The following is a 24,644-nucleotide window of genomic DNA, read 5'->3' as shown; positions in this document are numbered from 1 at the left end:
CGCGTCGCGCAGCGGCGCCGCGTCACTGCGTCACTGCGGATGCACGGCCTCCAGCCCGTCGAGCAGCGCCTTGTGGAACGCGTCCGGATCCTGGATCTGCGGCGCATGCCCGAGCGTCGGGAATTCGACGAGCTGCGCACCGGGAATCGCGGCCTGCGTGCGCTTCGCGAGCTCCGGATAGTGGCCGAGCTTCGCGTGCACGTCGGGCGGCGACACGTCCTTGCCGATCGCGGTCGTGTCCTTGTCGCCGATCAGCAGCAGCGTCGGCACGCGGATCGCGCCGAGCTCGTAGACGACCGGCTGCGTGAGGATCATGTCGTAGATCAGCGCGGAGTTCCACGCGACGATGTCGCGGCCGGGGCCGCGGTACATCCCCGCGAGCATCTGCACCCAGCGCTCGTACGACGGCGACCACTTGCCCGCGTAGTAGGTCGACTGCTCGTAGCGGCGAATCCCGTCCGCCGTCGTCTTCAGCTCGCGCGCATACCAGTAGTCGACCGACAGCGGCGGCACGCCGAGCGCCTTCCAGTCCTCGAGGCCGATCGGGTTCACGAGCACGAGCTGCTCGGTCGCCTTCGGATACATCAGCGCGTAGCGCATCGCGAGCATCCCGCCGGTCGAGTGGCCGACGATCGTCGCCGACTTCACGCCGATCGATTCGAGCAGCGCATGCGTATTGCGCGCAAGCTGCTGGAAGCTGTACTGGTAGCGCTCGGGCTTCGACGACTTGCAGAAGCCGATCTGGTCCGGCGCGATCACGCGGTAGCCGGCGCGGCTCAGCACGCCGATGGTGTCTTCCCAGGTGCCCGAGCAGAAATTCTTGCCGTGCAGCAGCACGACGGTGCGGCCGTTCGGGTGCGCCGGCTGCACGTCCATGTACATCATCTCGAGCGTGTCGCGCTGCGACGTGAACGCGTAGCGGTGCACGGGCGCCGGATAGGTGAAGCCTTCCAGGCGCGGGCCATACTCGGGCCCGTCGTTGCCGGCGGCAGCCGGCGCGGCCGCCCCCGCGGGCGTCGCGGCGCAGGCAACGGCAACGCCCGCGCCGAGCAGCGCGGCGCGCACGACGGACAACATCTTGCAGATCGGAATCATGACGGTCACGGTAATTGAAGACGCTCGCGGGCAGCCGATCGGCGCCGCGCCCCGCGATTCTACGCGCCCGACGCTGACGACGGCGCGCAACACCCGGGCCGGCGCGACTTCCGCGCGCGCGGCGAACTCGGGTATCGTGTGACGTGACCCCTGAAACGCGTGCAGGCGAATTCCCATGAAAAACGTCCTCAGCATTCAGTCGCACGTCATCTACGGCCATGCCGGCAACAGCGCGGCCGTGTTTCCGATGCAGCGCCTCGGCGTCAACGTCTGGCCGCTCAACACCGTCCAGCTGTCGAATCACATGCAGTACGGCCACTGGGCGGGCAGCGCGATCGACGCCGCGAAGATGGAGCAGCTCGTCGACGGCATCGCCGCGATCGGCGCGCTCAAGCGCTGCGACGCGGTGCTGTCCGGCTTCGTCGGCTCGCCGGCGCAGGCGCGCGCGACCGTCGACATCGTGCGCGCGGTGAAGGCGATGAACCCGAACGCGTGGTACTTCTGCGATCCCGCGATGGGCCAGACGGGCGGCATCCGGCCCGAACCCGGCGTCGAGGAGTTCATCGTCCACGAAATGCCGGCGCTCGCGGACGGCATGTCGCCGAACCACACCGAGCTGCAGAAGCTCGCCGGGCGGCGCATCGAGACCGTCGCCGAAGCCGTCGACGCGTGCCGCACGCTGATCCGCCGCGGCCCGCAGATCATCCTCGTCAAGCACCTGCACGACCGCAACAGCCCCGCCGACCGCTTCAACATGCTCGCCGTCACCGAAACCGAGGCGTGGATCGGCCAGCGGCCGCTGTACGCGTTTCCGCGCCATCCGGTGGGCGTGGGCGACCTCACCAGCGCGATCTTCGTCGCGCGCCGGCTGCGCGGCGACTCGGTGCGCGCCGCGTTCGAGCACACGCTCGCGGCCGTGCACGCGGTCGTCAAGGCCACCTACGACGCGCGCCGCTACGAACTCGAACTCGTCGCCGCGCAGGACGAAATCGCCCGGCCGAGCGAATGGTTCGGCGCGTGGGTGACCGACGCCTGACGGATCCGCGCCGCGCGCGCCGCCGCCGCGCGCCCGTCTTCCGCCCCGCTTTCCGCCCGCTTTCCCGCCCGCTTCCCCGCCCGCGTTGCGCAGCCGACGTGCCGCGACCGCGCCGGAACGTTGCAAAAAGCCGCTCCCGGGGTCGCGCGTGCAAACGTTTTCGGACTTCACATGAATGACACCGATTCCTCGCTATGCTCGCGGCGGCACGACCCGGCGCAGCCGCATCCTGCGCCGCGGGCCGTCCATTCCCGCAGGTCCCGCCAATCGGCTCCCTCCTTTACCGCACGATAACGACCATGACCCGATCGAACCGTCGTGACTTCCTGCGCGTCGCCGCCGGCACTGCCGGCGCCGCCGCGCTGAACCTGTTCCCGCCCGTGATCCGCGATGCGCTCGCGATTCCCGCGAACCGCCGTACCGGCACGATCCGCGACATCGAACACATCGTGATCCTGATGCAGGAGAATCGCTCGTTCGACCATTACTTCGGCACGCTGCGCGGCGTGCGCGGCTTCGGCGATCCGCGCCCGCTGCGCCTCGCGAACGGCAAGTCGGTGTTCCATCAGCCGGTCGGCCCGGCCGAGGTGCTGCCGTTCCATCCGGGCGCCGACAAGCTCGGCCTGCAGTTCCTGCAGGACCTGCCGCACGGCTGGCAGGACATGCACGCGGCGTGGAACAAGGGCCGCTACGACCAGTGGGTGCCGAACAAGGGCACCACGACGATGGCCTACCTGAAGCGCGACGACATCCCGTTCCACTACCAGCTCGCCGACGCGTTCACGATCTGCGACGCGTACCACTGCGCGATCCCGAGCTCGACCGACCCGAACCGCTACTACATGTGGACCGGCTACGTCGGCAACGACGGCGCGGGCGGCGGCCCGGTGCTCGGCAACGAGGAAAAGGGCTACGGCTGGACGACCTATCCGGAAGTGCTCGAACAGGCCGGCGTGTCGTGGAAGATCTACCAGGACGTCGGCACGGGGCTCGACGCGAACGGCTCGTGGGGCTGGACGCAGAACCCGTACATCGGCAACTACGGCGACAACTCGCTGCTCTACTTCAACCAGTACCGCACCGCGCTGCCCGGCACGCCGCTGTACGACAAGGCGCGCACCGGCACCAACATCAGCGCCGGCGGCACGCTGTTCGACGTGCTGCAGCAGGACGTGAAGAACGGCACGCTGCCGCAGGTGTCGTGGATCTGCGCGCCGGAGGCGTATTCCGAGCATCCGAACTGGCCCGCGAACTACGGCGCGTGGTACATCGAGCAGGTGCTGCAGACGCTCGTGTCGAACCCGGACGTGTGGAGCAAGACCGCGCTGTTCATCACCTACGACGAGAACGACGGCTTCTTCGACCACGTGCCGCCGCCGTTCGCGCCGCAGTCGCGCGACAACGGGCTGTCGACGGTCGCGACGACCAACGAGGCGTTCCCCGGCGACGCGTCGCACATGGCGGGCCCGTACGGGCTCGGGCCGCGCGTGCCGATGCTGGTCGTGTCGCCGTGGACCAAGGGCGGCTGGGTCTGCTCGCAGACCTTCGATCACACCTCGCTGCTGCAATTCATCGAGGCGCGTTTCGGTGCGCCGGCCGGCAACGTGTCGCCGTGGCGGCGCGCGGTGTGCGGCGACCTGACGTCCGCATTCGACTTCGCGACGGCCGACGCCGGCGTGCCGACGCTGCCCGACACGAGCGGCTACGCGCCGCCCGATCGGCTGCGCCATCCCGACTACATCCCGGTGCCGCCGCTGCTGCAGACGCTGCCGAAACAGGAAGCCGGGCTGCGTCCGGCGCGCGCGCTGCCGTACGAACTGTTCGTGCACGGCCGCGTCGATACGCCCAACGGCCCGTTCCGGCTCAGCTTCGCGAATACCGGCCGCGTGGGCGCGGCATTCCAGGTGCAGTCGCGCAACCGTCTCGACGGCCCGTGGACCTACACCGTCGAAGCCGCCAAGCGACTCGCCGACACGTGGAGCGCCGCGGCCTCGCTCGGCCTGTACGATCTCGACGTGTACGGCCCGAACGGCTTCTACTGCCGCTTCCGCGGCCCGTTCGCGACCGGCATCGGCGAGGCGAGCGTGAACCCCGAGGTGATCTACGGGTACGACGTCGCGAACGGCAACATCACGCTGCGCCTGATGAACCGCGGCCACAAGACGGTGCGGCTCAAGGTCGCGAACGCGTACGGCCACGGCGCCGCGCGCACCTTCGAGCTGGCGCCGGGCGCGCAGGTCGACGACTACTGGGATCTGCGCAGCAGTCACGGCTGGTACGACCTGACCGTCAGCGACGGCCGGCTGCTCGGCTTCCTGCGCCGCTTCGCCGGCCACGTCGAAACCGGCCGCCCGAGCATGAGCGACCCGCTGATCCGCACGAGCGCATCCGCGCACGACCTCGACGCGGCCCCGGACGCCCTGTCCGAATCGTCGGCCACGGCCGCCTCGTCGTCCGACTGACGGCGACGGCGCGGCGCGGCCCCGCGAGGCCGCGCCGCGCACCTTTCCCGACTGCCGCCTTTCCCCGCCCTTTCGCGGCGGGAAACTCCCGATACCGGCCTCCCGCGCACGCGCGGAAGCTATGCGCAAATCCGCATCGAATGCGCGGCAAACAGCCAAGACCCACGCATATCGGCGACCTATATATCGAGGCGATCGGGGCTCACCGACGAGCCTGACGGGGGCAGCTTCCGAGAAGCATCATGCCGGCCTCCCCGCCCGATACCGAGAAGCGGTCGAACCGCCCGCCCGCCGCACGCGCCCGGCCGCGTGCGCTACCCACCGCTGGTGTCGAACAAGAGGATCGAACATGAAATTCCGTCATTCGCTGTTGTCCGTGTCGATTGCATCCGCGCTTGCCCTCTTCGCGCAGCAGGCCGCACAGGCCGCCGACGAGACCGTCGTGAAGGTCGGCTTCGCCGCACCGCTCACCGGCGTGAACGCCGGCTACGGCAAGGACCTGCAGAACGGCGTCCAGCTCGCGCTCGACGACGCCGTCGCGCAGAAGGTGCAGATCGCCGGCAAGCCCGCGCACTTCAACCTGGTCGTGCAGGACGACCAGGCCGACCCGCGCATCGGCGTGCAGGCGGCGCAGGCGCTCGTCGACCAGAACGTGTCGGTGGTGATCGGTCATTTCAACTCGGGCACGACGATTCCGGCCTCGGTCGTCTACGACAAGGCCGGCATCCCGGTGATCGATCCGGCCGCAACCAACCCCACGCTCACGTCGCGCGGGCTCGCCAACATGTTCATGGTGATCGCGACCGACGGCCAGAACGCCGGCAACGCGGGCAAGTACGCGGTCGACGTGACCAAGGCGAAGCGGATCGCGATCATCGACGACCGCACCGCGTTCGGCCAGGGCGAGGCCGACGAGTTCGAGAAGGCGGTGAAGGCCGCCGGCGGCACCATCATCGGCCGCGAGTTCACCAGCAACCAGGCGGTCGACTTCCGCGCGCAGATCACCAGCCTGAAGGGCAAGAACCCCGACCTGATCTTCTTCGGCGGCCTCGACTCGCTCGCCGCGAACTTCATCAAGCAGATGCGCCAGCTCGGGCTGAACGCGCAGTTCGTCGGCGGCGGCGGCGTGAAGGACAACGAGTTCATCAAGATCGCCGGGCCGGCCGCGGAAGGCGCGATGGCGTGGGAATACGGGCGCCCGCTCGACGAGCTGCCGCAGGGCAAGGACTTCGAGCAGCGGTTCAGGAAGCGCTTCGGCGTCGACGTGCTGTCGTACGCGCAGTTCGGCTACGACGCGACCTGGGCCGCGATCAAGGCGATGCAGGCGGCCGGCTCGACCGATCCGAAGGTCTATCGCCCTGCCTTGAAGAAGGTCGACTTCGAGGGCATCACGGGCCGCATCTCGTTCGCGAACGACGGCTCGCTGAAGAGCGGGATGTCGACGCTGTACCAGGTGAAGGGCGGCGCCTGGAAGACGATCGTGACGAAGGGGGGTTGAGCGGCGGCGCGCGAAACGTGAACGGCCGGGCGGGCCGGCGGCGCGTATTGCCGCCGCCCCGCCCGGCCATCGATCGTCGAATGTCCGCCGATCTCGTATGACGACTGACGTTATTGCGTCACGTCGCCTGCGTATCGCGCTCCGCCTCGGCCGCCTCGTGCGCACGGCGCAGCCGTTCGCGGCTGTTGGTCAGGTGCGTGCGCATCGCGGCGCGCGCGGCCTCGGGATCGTGGCGCGCGATCGCCTCGTAGATGTCCTCGTGCTCGTGGTTCAGGCGACCGACGTAACGCTCGAGGTCGTCGCCGGCAAAACGCGCGGAATTCACGCGCGTGCGCGGAATGATCGAGGTGCCGAGCTGCGTCATGATGTCGACGAAATAGCGGTTGCCGGTCGACTGCGCGATCTGCAGGTGGAACTGGTAGTCGAGCTGCGCGGTGTCGCGGCCGCCGCCGGCTCCCGCCGCGATCGCGTCGAGCGCGCGCCGCAGCGCGGCGAGATCGGCGTCGTTCGCACGCTGCGCGGCAAGGCTCGCACATTCGCTCTCGAGGCTGATGCGCAGCTCCAGCACCGCGAGCACGTCGCGCAGCGTCGTGATCGTCGCGGGATCGATGCCGAGCGCCTGGCGGCGCGACGGCTCCAGCACGAAGCTGCCGATGCCGTGCCGCGTCTCGATCAGGCCGCTCGCCTGCATCCGCGAGATCGCCTCGCGCACGACCGTGCGGCTCACGCCCTGCGCCGCCATCACTTCGGTTTCGGTCGGCAGCTTGTCGCCAGGACGCAGCGTGCCGTTTTCGATCTGGGCGGTCAGCGCGTCGACGACATCTTGTGCGAGGCTGCGCGCGCGACGGCGCGGCGCTGCGGGAAGCGTTGGCACGGACATGAGGCCGGTTCCTTTTTTGAATGATCTGATGTGAGCCGAGGGTTTACGCGGGGTTTGAGCGAAAGCCGATGTTTCATTATACTGCGTCACAAGTCATCCGACGACTGATGATCGCTGTATTCGTCTCCTGTCGGCCGGCGCAAACGCAGTCACGCCTGCGCCGGTCCCGGGTTTCGCGCACGGCCGGGACACGCACATCGCGTGTTGCGGCCGGGTGCGAAGCCGGCATCGAACGTATCGCCCCGCGATTCGGGGTTGCAGTGACATGCCGGCGCGTGACCGCGCACGTCGGTTGTCGAATGATCGCACCTCCTGCCGCGCGCGGCAAAGCTTTTGCCGCACGGCGCCGCCCACCCTATCGTCATCGCCGCCATGAACGCCGTCACTGCCTCGCCCTCCTACGACACGCCGCGCATCGTCGACCTGCAAGCGATTCCGGTCGCCGGCCACGACAGCATGCTGCTCAACCTGAGCGGCGCGCACGGCCCGTTCTTCACCCGCAACCTCGTGATCCTGAAGGACAGCGCGGGCCGCACCGGCGTCGGCGAGGTGCCGGGCGGCGAGAGCATCCGCCGCACGCTCGACGACGCGCGCGCGCTCGTCGTCGGCCAGCCGGTCGGCAACCATCACGCGGTGCTCAACGACGTGCGCCGCCGCTTCGCGGATCGCGACGCGGGCGGCCGCGGGCTGCAGACCTTCGACCTGCGCACGACGATCCACGCGGTCACCGCGCTCGAAGCCGCGCTGCTCGACCTGCTCGGCCAGCACCTCGGCGTGCCGGTCGCCGCGCTGCTCGGCGAAGGACAGCAGCGCGAGCGCGTCGAGATGCTCGGCTACCTGTTCTACGTCGGCGATCGCACCCAAACCGCGCTGCCCTATCGCGACGGGCGCGGCGCCACCGACGACTGGACGCGTGTGCGCGACGAGCCCGCGCTGACGCCCGAGGCGGTCGTGCGGCTCGCGGAAGCCGCGCATGCGCGCTACGGCTTCAACGACTTCAAGCTGAAAGGCGGCGTGTTCGAAGGCGCGCGCGAGGTCGAGGCCGTCACGGCGCTCGCCGAGCGCTTCCCGGACGCGCGCGTGACGCTCGACCCGAACGGCGCGTGGTCGCTCGACGAAGCCGTGCGGCTGTGCCGCAACCTCCATCACGTGCTCGCGTACGCGGAAGATCCTTGCGGCGCGGAGAACGGCTACTCGGGCCGCGAGGTGATGGCCGAATTCCGCCGCGCGACGGGGCTGCCGACCGCGACCAACATGATCGCGACCGACTGGCGGCAGATGGGCCACGCGGTGCAGCTGCAGGCGGTCGACATCCCGCTCGCGGATCCGCACTTCTGGACGATGCAGGGCTCGGTGCGCGTCGCGCAGATGTGCCGCGACTGGGGCCTCACGTGGGGTTCGCACTCGAACAACCACTTCGACGTGTCGCTCGCGATGTTTACGCACGTCGCGGCCGCCGCGCCGGGCAAGGTCACGGCGATCGACACGCACTGGATCTGGCAGGACGGGGAACGCCTGACGCGCGAGCCGCTGAAGATCGAGAACGGGCTCGTCGAGGTGCCGAAGCGGCCAGGGCTCGGCATCGACATCGACATGGATGCGGTCGCGCACGCGCACGAACTGTACAAGCAGCATGCGCTCGGCGCGCGCGACGACGCGGCGGCGATGCAGTATCTGATTCCGGGCTGGACCTTCGACAACAAGCGCCCCTGCCTCGTGCGGTGAAGGCGGGGCGGGACGGCTGGCGCGGGCCGCGTCAGCCGGCAGTGCCTAGCCGGTCGCACCTAGGCGGTCGCACCTAGCCGGCCGCACCTAGCCGGCCGCACCTAGCCGGTCGCACCTAGCCGGCCGCACCTAGCCGGCAGCGCCAATCCCCCTCGCCATCCCCGACGCGGCGAACACGATGACGATCACGAGCATCGCCTGCCAGTGGCCGATCCTCACATAGGTGCGGGCGCGCCCGATATCGGGCATCCGCTGCTGCCGCGCGGCGGCGCGCCAGCGGATCAGCCCGAGCATCGGTACGACCTCGAGCAGCAGGATCAGCACGAGCGCGGTCATCTTCAGGTGAAAAAGCGGCTCGTGCAGGTAGTAGGCGCTGCCTTTCTCGAACCCGCCGAATGCACGCGCGAGGCCGGTGGCGATCAGCACGAGCGCCGACAGCCCCCACACCGCATCGGCCTTGAATACGCCCGGCAGATCGGCGGCCTGCGCGGACGCGATCAAACGGCGCAGCGCACGGTTGCGCCCCGCGATCGCCGCGAACGCGACGCCGAATGCGCTCAGATGGACAGCCGCCAGCAGCCAACGGACAATCATCACGCCTCCTTCGACGCCCGCGCACCGTGCGCGGACCTTGTCAGACGATCTGCTTGAGCGCCGCGTCGAGCGCGAGCACCGCGACGCGGTCGCCCTCGGTCGCGAGCGGCGCGCGCATCACGATCTGCCGGTTGTGGCCGACGGCCGCCGGCGAATCCCACAGCAATTCCACCTTCGGCCGCCGGAACGGACCGCCGCGCGGCGGCAGCGCGGCCGCCGACGGAGCGTCGCCCGACGGAGCGTCGCCCGACGGTACGCCGCCCGACGGAGCGCCGCCCTGCGCCGCCCGGCCGGGCCAGCGCACCGACAGCTCGCGCGCATCGTACTGGCCGACCTTGCGGCTCTCCATCCACACGATCACGGTGCGCGTCAGCGTATCGAGCGAGATCGCGTAGCGGCCGACCGCGAAGCGGCGTGCCGCGACGTTGGTGCGCCACAGCGGGCGCGGCCGGCAGATCCACACGATGGCCGCATACAGCACCGGCGCGGCGACGAGCCAGCCGTTGGTGGCCGCCACCGCATGCAGCGCGCGCCGCCAGCCGGCCGCCCACGCGAACGCGCCGATCGACCAGACGGCGAACAGGAAACCGATCAGCGCCAGCAGGCGCAGCGCCTGGCGCAGCCACTGCGGCAGCGGATGGAACGGCCGCTCGGCGCGCGCGACGGCACCCGGCAGCGCGAGCAGCAGGAAGATCAGCACCAGATAGATGAACGCCCACGGCGAGGACACCATCGCGGACAGCGACGCGCGATAGCCCATCTCCGACATCGAGAACAGCCAGCGCGCGAGCAGCACGAGACCGATCGCGCGCAACGCGAAGATCACACCGGCGCCGGGGGCCGGCGCTGCGCGCGTGGTTTTCGTTCTCGCCAAGACTGCTCTCCTCTGGATGATCGTGCGGGGCCGGATTTCGCGGCACGGCCATTATAGGGACATTACCGTCTGGACAGACGCCAGGATGGGGTGCCGGCGCGCTTCCGGGGCCGTTCCCGGCATCGGGCGCGGCGAGAATACAACAGATCCGCGCCGCGGATGTGACAACGCCCCGCCGGAAACCCGGACGGGGCGTCGGTGACGGCCGCGCAGCGAGCGGCCGGCGGCCCGGCTGTCAGCCTGCGTTGACTTCGCGCAGCACCGTGCGGCGCTTCTGCCGCAGCAGTTCCTCGTAGCCCTTCACGTAGTTCTGCGCCATCACCTTCGACGAGAAGCGCGCTTCGAACGCGGCGCGGACCTTCTCGCGCGGCAGCGTGTCCAGGCGCTTGAGCGCCGCGACGGCCGACAGTTCGTCTTCGACGACGAAGCCCGACACGCCGTTGTCGATCACTTCCGGCACCGAGCCGCGCTTGAACGCGATCACCGGCGTGCCGCACGCCATCGCCTCGATCATCACCAGGCCGAACGGCTCCGGCCAGTCGATCGGGAACAGCAGCGCGTGTGCGTTGCCGAGGAATTCGGTCTTCTCGGCTTCGCTGATTTCACCGATGTACTCGACGTGCGGCAGCGAGAACAGCGGCTTGATCTTCTCTTCGTAGTACGCGCGGTCGGCCTTGTCGAGCTTCGCGGCGATCTTGATCGGCAGGCCGGCCTGCTCGGCGATACGGATCGCCGTGTCGACGCGCTTCTCCGGCGAGATGCGGCCGAGGAACGCGAGGTAGCTCGGCTTCACGTTCGGGATCGGCGTCAGCAGGTTTTCCGGCAGGCCGTGGTACACGGTCGACAGCCAGTTCGCCTGCGGCAGCGGGATGCGCTGGTTGTCGGAGATCGACACGACCGGCACGTCGCTGAACGCGTTGAAGATCGGCTGCAGTTCCGGCAGGTCGAGACGGCCGTGCATCGTCGTCAGATGCGGAACCGGCTGGCGCGAGAACAGCGAGAACGGGTAGTAGTCGATATGGCAATGCAGCACGTCGAACTCTTCCGCGCGGCGGCGCACCTGCTCGAGCAGCAGCATGTGCGGGGCCATCACGTCGCGGATCGTCGGGTCGAGGCGCAGCGCCTGCGGCCAGCAGGCTTCGAGCTTCGCGGAGGTTTGCGAATCGCCGCTCGCGAACAGCGTGACGTCATGCCCCATCTCGACGAGCGCTTCAGTCAGGTAGGACACCACCCGTTCGGTGCCGCCGTACAGCTTCGGGGGTACCGCTTCGTGCAACGGAGCGATTTGGGCGATTCGCATGCGTAACTCCTAAAAAATCGGCTAAAAACCAGGCTTGGGTCGGCAACCTGCCGGCGATCCGGGCTGGGTGCATTTCGTCCGACCGTCGGACGAATCGGCCTGCCAGGGAGCGTCGAACCCGCGCTGCTCAAGGAGCGCCGGCGACGCGACAGGCTTAGAACGTTTGAAACGAAGACCCGTTGACAGGGGTTCGTAAATAAACCTGGATTCGAACCCGGAGCCGATTATCTAGGGTTTATCCCAATACGGCCCATGACATTTCAAACTCTTTACTTTGTTACAAAGGTGCAACACTTTGCAACCCGCGGACTCGGGTGTCCGTTCTAGAGTGGAAGGCCTTTTGGCACTCCCGCCGCCCTGCGCGGCTTCCGGCATCGGCTGCCGGCCCGCGCGACGCAGGACGGGATGCCGGATTTTATCTCAAAATTGATCGCGAGCCGCGGGCCACGGCAAGATTCGCGCAGCGCCAGGCGTGGCCTTGTTTACAATGCCGGATTAACGTCCGGGTCAGGGCCGGCACGCGATCCGGCCGCAACGCTCAATCACCGAATCACCGCACGCATATTTTGGAATCTCTCACCCCCGCCCAGCGCAACGCCCACAACGCGAAGCTGTCGAGCTACGCGCATCGGCCGATCGCGTTCCTGTTCCGCTACATCCGCCTGCATCCCGTCGCGCACCTGGTCGTGCTCGTCAGTGTGCTGGCCGCCGTCGGCTGCGCGCTCGGCTCGCAATATGCGATCAAGCACCTGATCGACGTGCTCGCGACCGGGCGCCACCATCCGGGCCCGCTGTGGAGCGCGTTCGCGCTGCTCGTCGGGCTGATCGCCGCCGACAACCTGCTGTGGCGCGTCGGCGGCTGGGTCGCCGCGCATACGTTCGTCGCGGTCACCGGCGACCTGCGGCGCGACCTGTTCCAGTACCTGATCGGCCATTCGCCGACCTACTACTCGGAGAAGCAGCCCGGCACGCTCGCGAGCCGCATCACGGCCACCTCGAACGCCGTCTACACGTCGGAGAACACGATGGCGTGGAACGTGCTGCCGCCGTGCATCGCCGTGATGGGCGCGATCCTGATGATCATCGTCGTCAATCCGCTGATGGCGGCCGGCCTGCTCGGCTGCTCGGCCGTGCTCGCGATCGTGCTGTTCAAGCTCGCCGGGCGCGGCTCCGCGCGCCACCATGCGTTCGCGGCGAAGGCCGCGGCGGTCGACGGCGAGCTCGTCGACGTGATCGGCAACATGGGCCTGGTGCGCGCGTTCGGGATGACGCTGCGCGAGCAGAAGCGCTTCGGCGCGACCGTCAAGGCGGAAATGGACGCGCGCCAGCAAAGCCTGCTCTATCTCGAAAAGCTGCGCCTGCTGCACGCGGTGATCACCGCGATGCTGTCCGCGGGCCTGCTCGGCTGGGCGCTGTGGCTGTGGGATCGCGGCCAGGCGACGTCGGGCGACATCGTGCTGGTCAGCTCGCTCGGCTTCACGATCCTGCACGGCACGCGCGACCTCGCGGTCGCGCTCGTCGACGTCACGCAGCACGTCGCGCGGCTATCTGAAGCCGTGAAGACGCTGCTCGAGCCGCACGGGATGCCGGACCGCTCGGACGCGGTGCCGCTGTCGGCCAAGGGCGGACGCGTCGATTTCGAGCGCGTGACGTTCGCGTATCCGCACCGCCGCGCGATCCTCGACCATTTCGACCTGCATATCGAGCCGGGCCAGCGCGTCGGGCTGATCGGCAAGTCGGGCGCCGGCAAGTCGACCGTGCTCGCGCTGCTGCAGCGTTTCTACGATACGCAGGACGGCACCGTGAAGGTCGACGGCCAGGACGTGAAGACGATCACGCAGGACAGCCTGCGCCATGCGATCGCGCTGGTGCCGCAGGACATCTCGCTGCTGCACCGGACGATCTACGACAACATCGCGTACGGCCGCCCCGACGCGACCCGCGAGGAAGTGCTCGCCGCCGCGCGCGACGCGCGCTGTGCGGAATTCATCGAGGCGATGCCGGAAGGCTATGACACGATCGTCGGCGATCGCGGCGTCAAGCTGTCGGGCGGCCAGCGCCAGCGCATCGCGATCGCGCGCGCGATCCTGAAGGACGCGCCGATCCTGCTGCTCGACGAAGCGACGTCCGCGCTCGACAGTGCGTCGGAGGAAGCGATCCAGAGCGCGCTCGACCGCCTGATGGTCGGCCGCACCGTGATCGCGATCGCGCACCGCCTGTCGACGCTGCGCAACTTCGACCGCATCATCGTGATGAACAACGGCAAGGTGATCGACGACGGCAGCCCCGACGTGCTGCGCAATCGCCCGGGCCTGTATCGCGACCTGCTCGCGAAGCAGCACGGCCGCCATCACGCGGCGGACGGCAGCGCGCCGACCGGCGAACGCGTGGCCTGACGGCCGGCGCCGGTCCGACAAAAAAGCCGCCGTGCGCGATGCACGGCGGCTTTTTTTTCATCGCGACGCGCCGCGCGGCAAGCCGCGCACGCCGTCACACGCGCTGCAGATCGCGCAGGAAGTGGTCGCGCCACACCGACACGTTGTTCTCGCGCAGCTGCGCGATCATGTCCGCATAGCGCGCGCGCCGCTCGGCGAGCGGCATCGTCAGCGCCTGCGACAGCGCGTCGGCCATGCCCTCGATATCGATCGGATTGACGATCAGCGCGCCCGTCAGCTCGCGCGCGGCGCCCGCGAAACGCGACAGCACGAGCACGCCCGGATTGTCCGGATCCTGCGCGGACACGTATTCCTTCGCGACGAGGTTCATGCCGTCGCGCAGCGGCGTCACGAAGCCGACGCGCGCGAGCCGGTACAGCGCGGCGAGCACCTGCCGCTCGTACTGCCGGTGGATATACAGGATCGGCGCCCAGTCGAGCTCCGCATAACGTCCGTTGATGCGCCCCGACTCCGCCTCGAGCTGCAGGCGGATGTCCTGGTACGCGCGCAGGTCCGCGCGCGTGGACGGCGCGATCTGCAGGAACGACACGCGATTGCGGAACGATGCCTGGTGCTCGAGCAGCTTCTCGAACGCGCGGAACCGCTCGACCAGCCCTTTCGAATAGTCGAGCCGGTCGACGCTCATGATCAGCTGCCGCCCGCGCAACGACGTCGCGAGCGTGCGCACGGCCTTGCCGTTCTCGCCCGCCTGCGCGAGCGACGCGATCTCGTCCGGATACACGCCGATCGGATAGGCGGCCGCACGCAGCGTCTGGCCGAACGCGCGCACGCGCACCGTGCGGCCGTCGCGCTCGACCTCGCCGCCCGCCTCGAACTCGACGTAGTCGCAGAACGCGCGCAGGTCGGGCTCGGTCTGGAAGCCGAGCAGGTCGAACGCGCACAGCGACTCGACGAGCTCGCGATGCGGCGGCACGTTGACGAGCACCTGCGCGGCCGGAAACGGGATGTGCAGGAAAAAACCGATGCGGTTCTTCACGCCGGCCGCGCGCAGCGCGCGCGCGAACGGGATCAGGTGGTAGTCGTGCACCCAGATCACGTCGTCGTCCTGCAGCAGCGGCACGAGCTGCTGCGCGAGCCACACGTTGACGCGGCGATACCCGTCGAACTCGTGACGGTCGTACTGGATCAGGTCCGCGCGGTAATGGAATGCGGGCCACAGCGTCGCGTTCGAGAAGCCGCGGTAATACTGGTCGTAGTCGCGACGCGACAGGCCGATGGTCGCGAAAGTCACGGGCCCGTGCTCCTCGACGCGCATCTGCGGCGCGCCGGACGCGACGACTTCGCCGCTCCAGCCGAACCACATGCCGCCGGTCTCCTTCAGCGCGTCGTACACGCCGATCGCGAGGCCGCCCGCCGCCGGTTCGCCTTCCGAGATCGGTGCGACGCGGTTCGAAACGATGATGAGCCGGCTCATGCGCCGGGCTGCCCGGCACCGAGCCAGCGCGCGAGCTGCGCATGCAGGGCGTCGACCGAGTCGAGCCGCATGCGCGCCGAGGTCTCGCCGGCGCCGATCTTGATCGACAGGCCGCCGCGCGCGTTGACCACCGCGAAGCCCTTCTCGTCGGTCAGGTCGTCGCCCGCGAACAGCGGCACGCGGCCCGCGAACGGCGGTTCGTCGAGGAACGCGGCCAGCGCGCGCCCCTTGTCGACGCCCTTCGGCTTGATCTCGAACACCATCTTGCCGGGCTGAAGCACGTATGCGTCCGCGTATTCGGCGACGAGGCGCTCGGCCGCTTCACGCGCCACCGGCTCGAGCTCGGGCGCGTTGCGGTAATGCAGCGCGACGGCCGCGCCCTTGATTTCGAGCAGCATGCCCGCGTGACGGTCGACCACGGCCGCGAGCTCGCGCTCGATGCGCAACAGCCGCGCATCGTTGAAGCCGACGCGCTGCGTGTCGCCGTTTGCATCGCGGCGCTCGGCGCCGTGCAGGCCGGCGACCGGCAGGTCGGGCATCTTCAGGAACGTGTCGATGCTGTCGATGCCGCGCCCGGACACGATCGCGACCGCGCCGTGCGAGCGGCGGCGCAACTCGTCGAGCAGCGTCGGCAGCGGTGGCCGGACATGAATGCTGTCGGGGGTCGGCGCCAGCTCGACGAGCGTGCCGTCGAAGTCGAAGAAGAACGCGGTATCGGTCAGAGACAGGGAGGCCGGAACGGATTGCATCGATTCGATAGTCTGAGGGCGGCCGCGTGGCCGCCGCTGCGCATGGAATTGTGCGCATCTTACCGCGCCTCGGCGCGGAAATGGGCGAAACCGGTACGTCGCAAGCGTCGTGCCACGCTGCGCGTCAACTGCGACATATTGCCCCGCTGGCTGGCGCCGTACGGGTTTCGAAAGGACGCCGGCGCGGGAATTGCGCTACAGTCGCAACCGCCGGCCGCGCGACGCATGGCGCCGCGCCGGCCGACACCATTCCGTCCGGTCGGGCTCGCATGCGCGCAGGCCCGCGTCGCGATGGACTGCCCAGGCCAACGCCCGACGGGCCTTCCCCTGGAGCGCACTTTTTACTTTGGGGTTGCCACGCTTGCAACCCATATGGAAACAGACCCCGAGATGTCGTCTGCCCTTCCGGCGCCGCACCGGCGCCTGTCCCGCCTGATCCGCGCAGCCGCGGCCGTTGCCGCCGCCGCGACGCTTGCCGCGTGCTCGCACGACGAGCCACGCTGGCACCTGACCGACGTCACGGGCCACCTGCCCGACCTGTCGTTCACGCTGACCGGCGGCGACGGCCGCCCGGTCGACGCCGCCGCGTTCCGCGGCCACGTCGCGCTCGTCTACTTCGGCTACACGCATTGCCCGGACGTCTGTCCGGAAACGATGGCGAGGCTGATGGAGGTGCTCGCGAAGCTCGGCCCGCAGGCGAAGGACGTGCGCATCCTGTTCGTGTCGGTCGATCCCGCACGCGACACGCCGCAGGCGATGCAGTCGTATGTCGCCGCGTTCGACGCCGAACACGCGCGCGGCCTGACCGGCACCGACGGCCAGATCGAGTCGCTCGCGAAGCGCTATCGCGTCGCCTACCAGATGGAAAAGCGCGACGCGTCGGGCGGTTACGAAGTCACGCACAGCTCGGCGGTCTACATCTTCGACGCGAACGGCCGCGCGCGCCTGCTCGCGACCGACCGCGACTCGCCCGACGCCATCGCCGACGACGTGCGCCGGATCATCGCCCCCGCCTCCACTACCTGAATCCCGACATGAAGACGACTCTCAAGACCCTCGCCCTCCTTGCCGCACTGTGCGCCGGCGCCCAGGCCTATGCGGCCGGCGCGATCACCGCACAGGGCGCGTGGGTGCGCTGGCTGCCGAACAAGCTGCCCGCCGGCGGCTACGTGACGCTCGTCAACACGAGCGACAAGCCGATCGATCTGGTCGACGTCGACAGCCCCGACTACGGGATGGCGATGCTGCACCAGACCGTGTCGAACGGCTCCACGCAGAAGATGGAGATGGTCGACAAGCTGACGATCCCCGCACGCGGCAAGGTCGACATCGCGCCGGGCGGCTACCACTTCATGCTCGAGGAGCCGCAGCACGCGATCAAGCCGGGCGACACCGTGCACCTGCGCCTGAAGTTCTCCGACGGCGAGACGCTCGACACGCCGTTCGCGGTGAAATCGCCGGCGCAGGCAAAGTGATGCGCGCGCGATGAACCTCCTGTACTGGCTCGATCCGTGGGAACCGTCGCCGACCGTGGTCGTCGCGGTGCTGACGGCCGCCGTGCTGTTCGCGCGCGGCGTGAAGAAGGCGAAGGTGTCGCCGCTGCGGCAGTTCTCGTTCTGGTTCGGGCTGACTGCGCTCTACGTCGCGCTGCACACGCGGCTCGACTATTTCTTCGAGCATGAATTCTTCATGCACCGCGCGCAGCACCTGGTGCTGCATCACCTCGGGCCGTTCTTCATCGCGCTCGCGTATCCGGGCGCGGCGATCCGCGCCGGCATCCCGTTTGGCTGGCGGCAGCGCTTCGTGCGCCCCGCCCTCGCGTGGGCGCCGGTGCGCGCGACGCTCGACGTGCTGTTCCATCCCGTCGTCGCGGTCGTGCTGTTCGTCGGGCTGATCTATTTCTGGCTGCTGTCGCCGATCCATTTCGTCGCGATGCTCGACTGGCGTCTTTATCGCGTGATGAACTGGAGCATGGTGATCGACGGGCTGCTGTTCTGGTGGCTCGTCGTCGACCCGCGCCCGGCGCCGCCCGCACGGTTGTCGCCGGGGCGCCGGATCCTGATCGTCGTCGCGGCGATTCCGCCGCAGATCGCGCTGGGCGCACTGATCTTCTTCACGCCGCACGAGCTGTATCCGATCTATTCGATCTGCGGCCGCGCGTTCACGTGGCTGAGCCCGCTGCGCGACCAGCAGATCGGCGGGCTGCTGCTGTGGATTCCGGGCTCGATGATGAGCGTGATCGGCGCGCTGATCGCGCTGCGGCACTGGCTGCGGCTGTCCGCCCGCGGACGCCTGATCGACGAACGGGCCGCGCGGGCGCGCGCGGAAAATCCGGCGGCCGCACGGCCCGCACACTGAGCGCGCCGCCGTGTGCGGTCACGCGCGCGCGCTGCGCATCCACACGTGCGGGATGCCGTCCTCGTCGTGCACGTCCGAACTCGGCGCGAAGCCGAATGCGCCGTAGAAGCGCTGCAGATGGGCCTGCGCATGCAGGCTCACCGGCACGCCCGGCCACTGCTCGCCGATATGCGCGAGCGCGCGCGACAGCAGCCCGTTGCCGAGCCCCGCGCCGCGAAACGCGGCGGTCGTCAGTACGCGGCCGATGCGCACGTCGGTATTGTGCGCATCGGGCAGCAGCACGCGCAGATAGCCGGCCAGACGCCCCGCCGGATCGTATGCGGCCAGATGCCAGGCGGCCTGGTCCTCGTCGTCGATGTCGCGATACACGCAGTTCTGTTCGACGACGAACACGGCGCTGCGCGCCTCGAGGATCGAATAGACTTCACGCGCCGTCAGCGCGTCGAAGGATTTCCAGCGCCACTCGAGATCGGCAGCGGTCGTCTGGGCGGCGGAGGCGGAAGCATTCATGTGCGGTCCTGATTCATGGCGCGCCGGCCGGCGCGCGGCAATCGACGATTATGCCTCGAAGCGCCCGCGGCGCGCGACGGCCTGCCACGCGCAAAAAAAGCCCCGCATTGCGCGGGGCCCTGGTCATCCAGCCGGGAACCGGTCCGATCGGCCGATCAGCCCGGCATCCGGCCGAAGCTGCCGCTGTTGAAGTCGTCGATCGCCGTGCGGATCTCGGCTTGCGAGTTCATCACGAACGGCCCATAGCCGACGATCGGTTCGTCGATCGGCTCGCCGCTCAGGATCAGCAGCTTCGCATCGCCGTTCGCCTCGATCTCGACGTCGCGGCCATCGCGGCTCAACTGCACGAACTGCGCTTCGCGCGCGACCGTCTCGCCGTTCACGAGCACCGTGCCGCCCAGCACGACGACTGCGAGCGTGCGCCCTTCCGCGACCGGGAACCGCGCCCGACCGCCCGCGACGAGCCGCACGTCCCATACGTCGATCGGCGTATGCGTGCGGGCCGGACCGCGCCGCCCGTCGAGTTCGCCCGCGATGATCCGCGCACGCCCCGCGCCGTCCGGCAGCTCGACGGTCGGGATATCCGCGTTCAGCAGCGTCTGGTAGCCGGGCTCGCCCATCTTGTCGGCTGCAGGCAGGTTCACCCACAGCTGCACCATTTCGAGCGGGCCGCCGCGCTTCGTGAACGCGTCCGAGTGGAATTCCTCGTGGAGGATCCCGCGCGCGGCCGTCATCCACTGCACGTCGCCCGGGCCGATCACGCCGCCCGCGCCGGTCGAGTCGCGGTGCTCGACTTCGCCGTCATAGACGATCGTCACCGTTTCGAAGCCGCGGTGCGGATGCTGGCCCACGCCGCGCCGCGCGGACGCCGGCTCGAACGTCGCCGGCCCCGCGTAGTCGAGCAGCAGGAACGGGCTCAGATGCGCGCCGTGCGACTGGTAGCTGAACATCGAGCGCACCGGAAAACCGTCGCCGACCCAATGGCCGCGCGGCGCACTGTACACACCCTGGATCTTCTTCATTGCCCTTCTCCGTATTGCGGCGAAACCCGTGTTTCGCATCCTGGGTAGGAATATAGTGGTGGAACGATCGATCCGGTAGACTGCGAAAATCACACTCAGCGTTCTATTTGATGAACGATAAAGCACGGGATCTGAACGATCTCTATTACTTCGTGCAGGTCGTCGAGCATGGCGGCTTCGCGCCGGCGGGCCGGGCGCTGAACCTGCCGAAGTCGAAGCTGAGCCGCCGCATCGCGCTGCTCGAGGCGCGGCTCGGGATGCGGCTGATCCAGCGCTCGACGCGCCGCTTCACGATCACCGACGTCGGCCAGACCTATTACGCGCACTGCCGCGCGATGCTCGTCGAGGCCGACGCCGCCGACGAGGCCATCGCGCTGATGCACGAGGAGCCGCGCGGCATCGTGCGCGTCAGTTGCCCGATCGTGCTGCTCGATTCGCTGGTCGGCGCGATGATCGCGGCGTTCATGGCCGCGTGCCCGCGCGTCGAAATCCATCTGGAGGCGACCAACCGGCGCGTCGACCTGGTCGGCGAAGGGATCGACGTCGCGATCCGCGTACGCCCGCCGCCGCTCGAGGACAGCGATCTCGCGCTGCGCGTGCTGGCCGAGCGCGGCCAGTGCCTGGTCGCGAGTCCCGCGCTGCTGCGCGAGCGCGGCGTGCCGGCCGTTCCCGCCGATCTCGCCCGCCTGCCGAGCCTCGACCACGGCGCGCCGCAGGCCGCGCATGTGTGGAAGCTGCGCGGGCCCGACGGCGCGCACGCGGAGATCCATCACCAGCCGCGCTTCGTGACCGGCGGCATGCTAGCGCTGCGTGCGGCGGCCGTCGCGGGTGTCGGCGTCGTGCAATTGCCGACGATGATGGTGCGCGACGAAGTCGCGCGCGGCGAACTCGCGACCGTGCTGCCGGACTGGGCGCCGCGCCGCGAGATCGTCCACGCGGTGTTCGCGTCGCGGCGCGGCCTGCTGCCCGCGGTGCGTGCGCTGCTGGATTTCCTCGCCGAGCGGTTCGCGGAGCTCCAACCCGATTGAGCGTCCTGCACGGCGGCCGCGCGTGCCGTAGACTGCGGGACGCGCACCGTGCGCTTTCGCAACCTCCTTTGCCTTTCAGTCATGTTCACGCTGTCCAACGACCCTCACGCCTCCAAGGCCGAACACTATGCGACGCTCGTCGAGCAGGCGCGCGCGCTCGTCGAATCCGAACGCGACCTGATCGCGAACGCCGCGAACTTCTCGGCGCTCGTCTATCACTCGCTCGACCGCCTCAACTGGGCCGGCTTCTATTTCTTCGACGGCACCGAACTCGTGGTCGGCCCGTTCCAGGGCAAGCCCGCCTGCGTGCGAATCGCGCTCGGCAAGGGCGTGTGCGGCACGGCCGCGCAGACGCGCGAAACGCAGGTCGTACGCGACGTGCATGCGTTCCCCGGCCATATCGCCTGCGATGCGGCGTCGGAATCGGAAATCGTCGTGCCGCTCGTCGCGAACGACGGCACGCTGATCGGCGTATGGGACGTCGACAGCCCGGTCGCCGCGCGTTTCGACGACGAGGACCGCAACGGGATGGAGGCGCTGTGCCGCGTGTTCGTCGAACACGCGTGGCAGAACGCGCGCGGGTAAGGCCGCCGGCGTCGCGGCCGGCGCCGGCCGCCGCGCCGCCCGCGCGGGCGACGGCCCGGCCCCGCGCGATGCAGTGCGTCAGGCGACGTGCGCGCCGGGCAGATCGGCGAACGTCTGCGGCTTTACGTCCTCGGTCAGCACCTCGACGCCCTGTTCCGTCACGACGACCATGTGCTCCCATTGCGCCGACAGCGAATGGTCCTTCGTGATGACCGTCCAGCCGTCGCCGAGCACGCGCGTCTCGCGCTTGCCCGCATTGAGCATCGGCTCGATCGTGAAGATCATCCCCGGCTGCAGCGGCAGGCCCGTGCCAGGGCGGCCGTAGTGCAGCACCTGCGGTTCGTCGTGATAGACGTCGCCGATGCCGTGCCCGCAATACTCGCGCACCACGCTGAACCCCTCACGATGCGCGACCTGCTGGATCGCGTAGCCGACGTCGCCGAGCGTCGCGCCCGGACGCACCGCGCGAATGCCCGCGTGCATCGCCTCGTAGGTCGCCGCGACCAGGCGCCGCGCCAGCTCGCCCGGCTCGCCGACGAAGTACATGCGGCTCGTGTCGCCGAACCAGCCGTCCTTGATCACCGCGATGTCGAGATTCACGATGTCGCCGTCGCGCAGCGGCCGCGACGACGGAATGCCGTGACAGACGACGTGATTGACCGACGCGCATACCGTCTTCGGATAGCCGTGATAGCCGATGTTCGCCGGAATCGCGCCGAGCACGTCGACGATGTAGTTGCGGCAAAGCGCGTCCAGGTCATCGGTGGAGACGCCCGGCTTCACGTGCTCGGTGATCATCGTCAGCACCTGCGACGCGAGCTTCGCGGCCTCGCGCGACTTGGCGATTTCTTCGCTGCCGCGGATCGGGATATCGCGCTTCGCCATTACGCCACCTGCTCGATGCGGTGCGCGACCGGCTCCGCGTGCCCCGCTTCGCCGCCGCGGGCCTCGGCGTCGATCAGCATCTTGCAGATCTCGCCGTAGGACAGCGCGGGATTGAGTTCCGCCAGCATCCCGACGCGCAGCCAGTGCTCGGCCTGCGCATTGATCGAACGGCTCAGCGCCGTGCTCGTCGAGCGCAGCCGCTCGTGCATCTGTTCGGAGATCTTGATGATTCCCATATGGCACCAATTAAACGAAATATAGTCGTTCCGTATAATACGCTGCGCGCGCCGGCCCGGCAAGCCGGTTCGCTCGCCGGTTCGGCAACGACTCGCGTTGACACCCGATTCCACTTTGCTGGAAAATGAATCCATCATGCAGGAATCCATCTCCACCGACGAAGCCGGCATCAACGCGCGCATTGCCCGCCGCGTGCGCGACCTGCGGACCGGCCAAGGCTACACGCTCGATGCGCTGGCCGCGCGTTCCGGCGTCAGCCGTTCGATGATCTCGCTCATCGAACGCGCGTCGGCCAGCCCGACCGCCGTCGTGCTCGACAAGCTCGCGGCCGGGCTCGGTGTCTCGCTGGCCGGGCTGTTCGGCGGCGAGCGCGACGATGCGCGGGCCGAGCCGCTGGTGCGCCGTGCGCAGCAGGCGGAATGGCGCGACCCGGCGTCGGGCTATGCGCGGCGCAACCTGTCGCCGCCCGGCTGGCCGTCGCCGTTCCAGCTCGTCGAGGTCGATTTCCCGCCCGGCGCGCGCGTCGCGTACGACACCGGCGGGCGCGAAAGCGCGATGCACCAGCAGGTGTGGGTCGTGCACGGACGCATCGACGTGACGCTCGGCAGCCAGCTTCACGTGCTTCACGAAGGCGACTGCCTGGCGATGCAGCTCGATCAGCCGCTGATTTTCAGCAACCCGTCGCCGCACGCCGCGCGGTATCTCGTGGCGATCTGCGACGCGCCCGGCGGCGCGCGCAGCGCGTGACGCGCGGATCGCGGCGCGCGGCGCGCGGCGCATGCGCACCCCGTTCAAAGCACCAAGGAGCCCGAATGAATTCCCCGACACAGCGCGACGACGTGCGACTGATCGATTGCACCGAGGCCGAGCACGCGCCGGCCATTCTCGAGATCCTGAACGATGCGATCGTCAATTCGACCGCGCTGTACGACTACCGGCCGCGGCCGCCGGAGGCGATGGTCGCGTGGTTCGCGGCCAAGCGCGCAGGCGGGTTTCCGGTCGTCGGCGCGGTGGATGCGGCGGGCACGCTGCTCGGCTTCGCGAGCTGGGGCACGTTCCGCGCGTTTCCCGCGTTCAAGTACACGGTCGAACACAGCGTCTACGTGCATCGCGACCAGCGCGGACGCGGGCTCGGCGAGTTCCTGCTGCGCGAGCTGATCCGGCGCGCACGCGAAGCCGACGTGCACCTGCTGGTCGGCTGCATCGATGCGACCAATGCCGGCAGCATCGCGCTGCACACGCGGCTCGGATTCGTGCACTCGGGCACGATCGCGGAAGCGGGATTCAAGTTCGGGCGCTGGCTCGACGCGGCGTTCTACCAGCTCAAGCTGGACACGCCGGCGCAGCCGGTAGACGGCTGATTGCCCGCTTGGTTGCGTACGCAACGAGACCGCCGCCGGCGCGTCAACGCTTCGGATACACCTGCGGCCCGTCGGCATCGCCGATGAATTCCACCGTGTCGCAGACGCCCGACAGCCAGTCGTACATCGCCTGCCTGGTGGCTTCGCCGGGCGAAGGGATCTGGACCTGCGCTGCGGCGAGAATGGGCCGAAACGGCAGGCGGTTCAGCGCGCCGACCAATGCGGGAAAATCGCCGGGTTCGCTCATGGCCGGCCACGGCGTCAGGCGCCGGTAGCGGAGCTGCTCGGTGTCGACCGACGTGAGTCCGGGCCGCCAGTCGATCGAGAACAGGCCGTCATGCCGCTTCAGGTGCGCCACCCACGGCGTGAACGAGCGCACCGACAGCGACAGCAGCATGTCGTCGGGCTGCAGTTTATTGCGCCGGCTGACCCAGTCATAAATCGGGCGGGTCCCCATCGTCACGACGATTTCCCAGGCCGCATATCGGCTCGCGTCCCAACCGAGGCGGCTCGCCCACGCGGCGCCGTCCTCGATGCGCTTCGACTGCGGGTCGGCCATTTTCCGCGACGCGAAC

General features: G+C 69.0%; 24 protein-coding genes. 12 read left to right on the top strand and 12 right to left on the bottom strand.

Going from position 1 to position 24,644, the window contains the following annotated elements; all coding sequences use genetic code 11:
- Positions 1–30: 30 nt before the first annotated feature.
- Entirely contained in the window at positions 31–1,095 is a 1,065-nt protein-coding gene (locus WS57_RS23475) for an alpha/beta fold hydrolase (protein WP_059515471.1), read from the bottom strand.
- A 175-nt stretch (positions 1,096–1,270) separates the two neighbouring features.
- Here WS57_RS23475 and pdxY point away from each other — a divergent pair, with 175 nt between their 5' ends.
- The 3 genes from pdxY to WS57_RS23460 all read left to right on the top strand — a co-directional run bounded on the left by pdxY (position 1,271) and on the right by WS57_RS23460 (position 6,091).
- Complete coding sequence (gene pdxY / locus WS57_RS23470) at positions 1,271–2,131, top strand: pyridoxal kinase PdxY (RefSeq protein ID WP_009689410.1); 861 nt, start codon at positions 1,271–1,273, stop codon at positions 2,129–2,131.
- A 299-nt stretch (positions 2,132–2,430) separates the two neighbouring features.
- Positions 2,431–4,593 carry a phosphocholine-specific phospholipase C gene (locus tag WS57_RS23465; protein WP_069244902.1) on the top strand — a complete coding sequence of 721 codons (2,163 nt, stop codon included), beginning with the start codon at positions 2,431–2,433 and terminating at the stop codon, positions 4,591–4,593.
- A 349-nt stretch (positions 4,594–4,942) separates the two neighbouring features.
- A complete protein-coding gene (locus WS57_RS23460) occupies positions 4,943–6,091 on the top strand; it encodes a branched-chain amino acid ABC transporter substrate-binding protein (RefSeq protein WP_059605564.1) in 1,149 nt (382 codons plus the stop codon).
- Between the two features lie 118 nt (positions 6,092–6,209).
- On the opposite strand, the gene WS57_RS23455 is transcribed toward WS57_RS23460, so the two are convergent.
- Positions 6,210–6,971 carry a FadR/GntR family transcriptional regulator gene (locus WS57_RS23455; RefSeq protein ID WP_009689415.1) on the bottom strand — a complete coding sequence of 254 codons (762 nt, stop codon included), beginning with the start codon at positions 6,969–6,971 and terminating at the stop codon, positions 6,210–6,212.
- Between the two features lie 372 nt (positions 6,972–7,343).
- Here WS57_RS23455 and gudD point away from each other — a divergent pair, with 372 nt between their 5' ends.
- Entirely contained in the window at positions 7,344–8,696 is a 1,353-nt protein-coding gene (gene gudD / locus WS57_RS23450; RefSeq protein WP_059515466.1) for a glucarate dehydratase, read from the top strand.
- A 129-nt stretch (positions 8,697–8,825) separates the two neighbouring features.
- Here gudD and WS57_RS23445 read toward each other — a convergent pair whose 3' ends face one another.
- From WS57_RS23445 to WS57_RS23435, 3 genes are all read right to left on the bottom strand, one after another.
- Positions 8,826–9,290 carry a DUF2214 family protein gene (locus WS57_RS23445; RefSeq protein WP_040126975.1) on the bottom strand — a complete coding sequence of 155 codons (465 nt, stop codon included), beginning with the start codon at positions 9,288–9,290 and terminating at the stop codon, positions 8,826–8,828.
- Positions 9,291–9,330: 40 nt separating this feature from the next.
- Positions 9,331–10,164, bottom strand: coding sequence for a hypothetical protein (locus tag WS57_RS23440; protein WP_059605562.1), 834 nt, complete (start codon positions 10,162–10,164; stop codon positions 9,331–9,333).
- A 235-nt stretch (positions 10,165–10,399) separates the two neighbouring features.
- The gene (locus WS57_RS23435; RefSeq protein WP_009693853.1) at positions 10,400–11,464 is read right to left on the bottom strand and encodes a glycosyltransferase family 4 protein; all 1,065 of its coding nucleotides are present in this window, start codon (positions 11,462–11,464) and stop codon (positions 10,400–10,402) included.
- A gap of 566 nt (positions 11,465–12,030) precedes the next feature.
- On the opposite strand from WS57_RS23435, the gene WS57_RS23430 reads away from it, so the two are divergent.
- Positions 12,031–13,860 carry an ABC transporter ATP-binding protein gene (locus WS57_RS23430; RefSeq protein ID WP_040126973.1) on the top strand — a complete coding sequence of 610 codons (1,830 nt, stop codon included), beginning with the start codon at positions 12,031–12,033 and terminating at the stop codon, positions 13,858–13,860.
- A gap of 94 nt (positions 13,861–13,954) precedes the next feature.
- Here WS57_RS23430 and otsA read toward each other — a convergent pair whose 3' ends face one another.
- Both otsA and otsB read right to left on the bottom strand, forming a co-directional pair.
- Positions 13,955–15,334, bottom strand: a complete 1,380-nt coding sequence (gene otsA, locus WS57_RS23425) for an alpha,alpha-trehalose-phosphate synthase (UDP-forming) (RefSeq protein ID WP_009693856.1) — start codon at positions 15,332–15,334, stop codon at positions 13,955–13,957.
- A complete protein-coding gene (gene otsB, locus WS57_RS23420) occupies positions 15,331–16,083 on the bottom strand; it encodes a trehalose-phosphatase (protein ID WP_069244901.1) in 753 nt (250 codons plus the stop codon). Before otsB ends, otsA begins: the two co-directional genes overlap by 4 nt.
- Before the next feature lie 390 nt (positions 16,084–16,473).
- On the opposite strand from otsB, the gene WS57_RS23415 reads away from it, so the two are divergent.
- The 3 genes from WS57_RS23415 to WS57_RS23405 are packed head-to-tail and all read left to right on the top strand — an operon-like array spanning position 16,474 to position 18,441.
- Positions 16,474–17,109, top strand: a complete 636-nt coding sequence (locus tag WS57_RS23415; RefSeq protein WP_040128784.1) for an SCO family protein — start codon at positions 16,474–16,476, stop codon at positions 17,107–17,109.
- Between the two features lie 8 nt (positions 17,110–17,117).
- Positions 17,118–17,558 (top strand): copper chaperone PCu(A)C, encoded by a 441-nt coding sequence (locus WS57_RS23410; RefSeq protein ID WP_059515463.1) that lies wholly within the window; start codon positions 17,118–17,120, stop codon positions 17,556–17,558.
- Positions 17,559–17,568: 10 nt separating this feature from the next.
- Entirely contained in the window at positions 17,569–18,441 is an 873-nt protein-coding gene (locus WS57_RS23405) for a cytochrome c oxidase assembly protein (RefSeq protein WP_009693861.1), read from the top strand.
- Positions 18,442–18,459: 18 nt separating this feature from the next.
- On the opposite strand, the gene WS57_RS23400 is transcribed toward WS57_RS23405, so the two are convergent.
- Together WS57_RS23400 and WS57_RS23395 are read right to left on the bottom strand one after the other, a co-directional pair.
- Positions 18,460–18,951 carry a GNAT family N-acetyltransferase gene (locus tag WS57_RS23400; RefSeq protein WP_040126969.1) on the bottom strand — a complete coding sequence of 164 codons (492 nt, stop codon included), beginning with the start codon at positions 18,949–18,951 and terminating at the stop codon, positions 18,460–18,462.
- A 155-nt stretch (positions 18,952–19,106) separates the two neighbouring features.
- Complete coding sequence (locus WS57_RS23395; protein WP_009693864.1) at positions 19,107–19,973, bottom strand: pirin family protein; 867 nt, start codon at positions 19,971–19,973, stop codon at positions 19,107–19,109.
- A 110-nt stretch (positions 19,974–20,083) separates the two neighbouring features.
- On the opposite strand from WS57_RS23395, the gene WS57_RS23390 reads away from it, so the two are divergent.
- Both WS57_RS23390 and WS57_RS23385 read left to right on the top strand, forming a co-directional pair.
- Entirely contained in the window at positions 20,084–21,001 is a 918-nt protein-coding gene (locus tag WS57_RS23390) for a LysR family transcriptional regulator (protein WP_069244900.1), read from the top strand.
- Positions 21,002–21,082: 81 nt separating this feature from the next.
- Positions 21,083–21,586 carry a GAF domain-containing protein gene (locus WS57_RS23385; RefSeq protein ID WP_059515457.1) on the top strand — a complete coding sequence of 168 codons (504 nt, stop codon included), beginning with the start codon at positions 21,083–21,085 and terminating at the stop codon, positions 21,584–21,586.
- Positions 21,587–21,664: 78 nt separating this feature from the next.
- On the opposite strand, the gene map is transcribed toward WS57_RS23385, so the two are convergent.
- Together map and WS57_RS23375 are read right to left on the bottom strand one after the other, a co-directional pair.
- A complete protein-coding gene (gene map, locus WS57_RS23380; protein WP_040126965.1) occupies positions 21,665–22,471 on the bottom strand; it encodes a type I methionyl aminopeptidase in 807 nt (268 codons plus the stop codon).
- A complete protein-coding gene (locus WS57_RS23375; protein WP_060254974.1) occupies positions 22,471–22,707 on the bottom strand; it encodes a ParD-like family protein in 237 nt (78 codons plus the stop codon). Before WS57_RS23375 ends, map begins: the two co-directional genes overlap by 1 nt.
- A 136-nt stretch (positions 22,708–22,843) precedes the next feature.
- Here WS57_RS23375 and WS57_RS23370 point away from each other — a divergent pair, with 136 nt between their 5' ends.
- Both WS57_RS23370 and WS57_RS23365 read left to right on the top strand, forming a co-directional pair.
- The gene (locus tag WS57_RS23370) at positions 22,844–23,455 is read left to right on the top strand and encodes a helix-turn-helix domain-containing protein (RefSeq protein WP_069244899.1); all 612 of its coding nucleotides are present in this window, start codon (positions 22,844–22,846) and stop codon (positions 23,453–23,455) included.
- 65 nt (positions 23,456–23,520) lie between these two features.
- The gene (locus WS57_RS23365; protein WP_009691486.1) at positions 23,521–24,069 is read left to right on the top strand and encodes a GNAT family N-acetyltransferase; all 549 of its coding nucleotides are present in this window, start codon (positions 23,521–23,523) and stop codon (positions 24,067–24,069) included.
- A 43-nt stretch (positions 24,070–24,112) separates the two neighbouring features.
- On the opposite strand, the gene WS57_RS23360 is transcribed toward WS57_RS23365, so the two are convergent.
- Positions 24,113–24,628: a hypothetical protein gene (locus tag WS57_RS23360; protein WP_155741163.1), complete on the bottom strand. Its 516-nt coding sequence runs from the start codon at positions 24,626–24,628 to the stop codon at positions 24,113–24,115.
- Positions 24,629–24,644: the final 16 nt, after the last annotated feature.

Origin of the sequence: Burkholderia pseudomultivorans, assembly GCF_001718415.1 — a bacterium.
Classification (GTDB): Bacteria; Pseudomonadota; Gammaproteobacteria; order Burkholderiales; family Burkholderiaceae; genus Burkholderia; species Burkholderia pseudomultivorans_A.
This window is presented reverse-complemented; position numbering and strand designations above follow the sequence as displayed.

What these genes read in the sequence shown, in the direction of transcription:
- WS57_RS23410 (WP_059515463.1), top strand. Translation starts at nt 17,118, where the DNA reads ATGAAGACGACTCTCAAGACCCTCGCCCTCCTTGCCGCACTGTGCGCC.
- WS57_RS23400 (WP_040126969.1), bottom strand. Translation starts at nt 18,951, where the DNA reads ATGAATGCTTCCGCCTCCGCCGCCCAGACGACCGCTGCCGATCTCGAG.
- otsA (WP_009693856.1), bottom strand. Translation starts at nt 15,334, where the DNA reads ATGAGCCGGCTCATCATCGTTTCGAACCGCGTCGCACCGATCTCGGAA.
- WS57_RS23475 (WP_059515471.1), bottom strand. Translation starts at nt 1,095, where the DNA reads ATGATTCCGATCTGCAAGATGTTGTCCGTCGTGCGCGCCGCGCTGCTC.
- WS57_RS23365 (WP_009691486.1), top strand. Translation starts at nt 23,521, where the DNA reads ATGAATTCCCCGACACAGCGCGACGACGTGCGACTGATCGATTGCACC.
- WS57_RS23360 (WP_155741163.1), bottom strand. Translation starts at nt 24,628, where the DNA reads ATGGCCGACCCGCAGTCGAAGCGCATCGAGGACGGCGCCGCGTGGGCG.
- WS57_RS23405 (WP_009693861.1), top strand. Translation starts at nt 17,569, where the DNA reads ATGAACCTCCTGTACTGGCTCGATCCGTGGGAACCGTCGCCGACCGTG.
- WS57_RS23385 (WP_059515457.1), top strand. Translation starts at nt 21,083, where the DNA reads ATGTTCACGCTGTCCAACGACCCTCACGCCTCCAAGGCCGAACACTAT.
- map (WP_040126965.1), bottom strand. Translation starts at nt 22,471, where the DNA reads ATGGCGAAGCGCGATATCCCGATCCGCGGCAGCGAAGAAATCGCCAAG.
- WS57_RS23395 (WP_009693864.1), bottom strand. Translation starts at nt 19,973, where the DNA reads ATGAAGAAGATCCAGGGTGTGTACAGTGCGCCGCGCGGCCATTGGGTC.
- WS57_RS23415 (WP_040128784.1), top strand. Translation starts at nt 16,474, where the DNA reads ATGTCGTCTGCCCTTCCGGCGCCGCACCGGCGCCTGTCCCGCCTGATC.
- pdxY (WP_009689410.1), top strand. Translation starts at nt 1,271, where the DNA reads ATGAAAAACGTCCTCAGCATTCAGTCGCACGTCATCTACGGCCATGCC.
- WS57_RS23375 (WP_060254974.1), bottom strand. Translation starts at nt 22,707, where the DNA reads ATGGGAATCATCAAGATCTCCGAACAGATGCACGAGCGGCTGCGCTCG.
- WS57_RS23460 (WP_059605564.1), top strand. Translation starts at nt 4,943, where the DNA reads ATGAAATTCCGTCATTCGCTGTTGTCCGTGTCGATTGCATCCGCGCTT.
- WS57_RS23445 (WP_040126975.1), bottom strand. Translation starts at nt 9,290, where the DNA reads ATGATTGTCCGTTGGCTGCTGGCGGCTGTCCATCTGAGCGCATTCGGC.
- WS57_RS23370 (WP_069244899.1), top strand. Translation starts at nt 22,844, where the DNA reads ATGCAGGAATCCATCTCCACCGACGAAGCCGGCATCAACGCGCGCATT.
- WS57_RS23465 (WP_069244902.1), top strand. Translation starts at nt 2,431, where the DNA reads ATGACCCGATCGAACCGTCGTGACTTCCTGCGCGTCGCCGCCGGCACT.
- WS57_RS23390 (WP_069244900.1), top strand. Translation starts at nt 20,084, where the DNA reads ATGAACGATAAAGCACGGGATCTGAACGATCTCTATTACTTCGTGCAG.
- WS57_RS23455 (WP_009689415.1), bottom strand. Translation starts at nt 6,971, where the DNA reads ATGTCCGTGCCAACGCTTCCCGCAGCGCCGCGCCGTCGCGCGCGCAGC.
- otsB (WP_069244901.1), bottom strand. Translation starts at nt 16,083, where the DNA reads ATGCAATCCGTTCCGGCCTCCCTGTCTCTGACCGATACCGCGTTCTTC.
- gudD (WP_059515466.1), top strand. Translation starts at nt 7,344, where the DNA reads ATGAACGCCGTCACTGCCTCGCCCTCCTACGACACGCCGCGCATCGTC.
- WS57_RS23435 (WP_009693853.1), bottom strand. Translation starts at nt 11,464, where the DNA reads ATGCGAATCGCCCAAATCGCTCCGTTGCACGAAGCGGTACCCCCGAAG.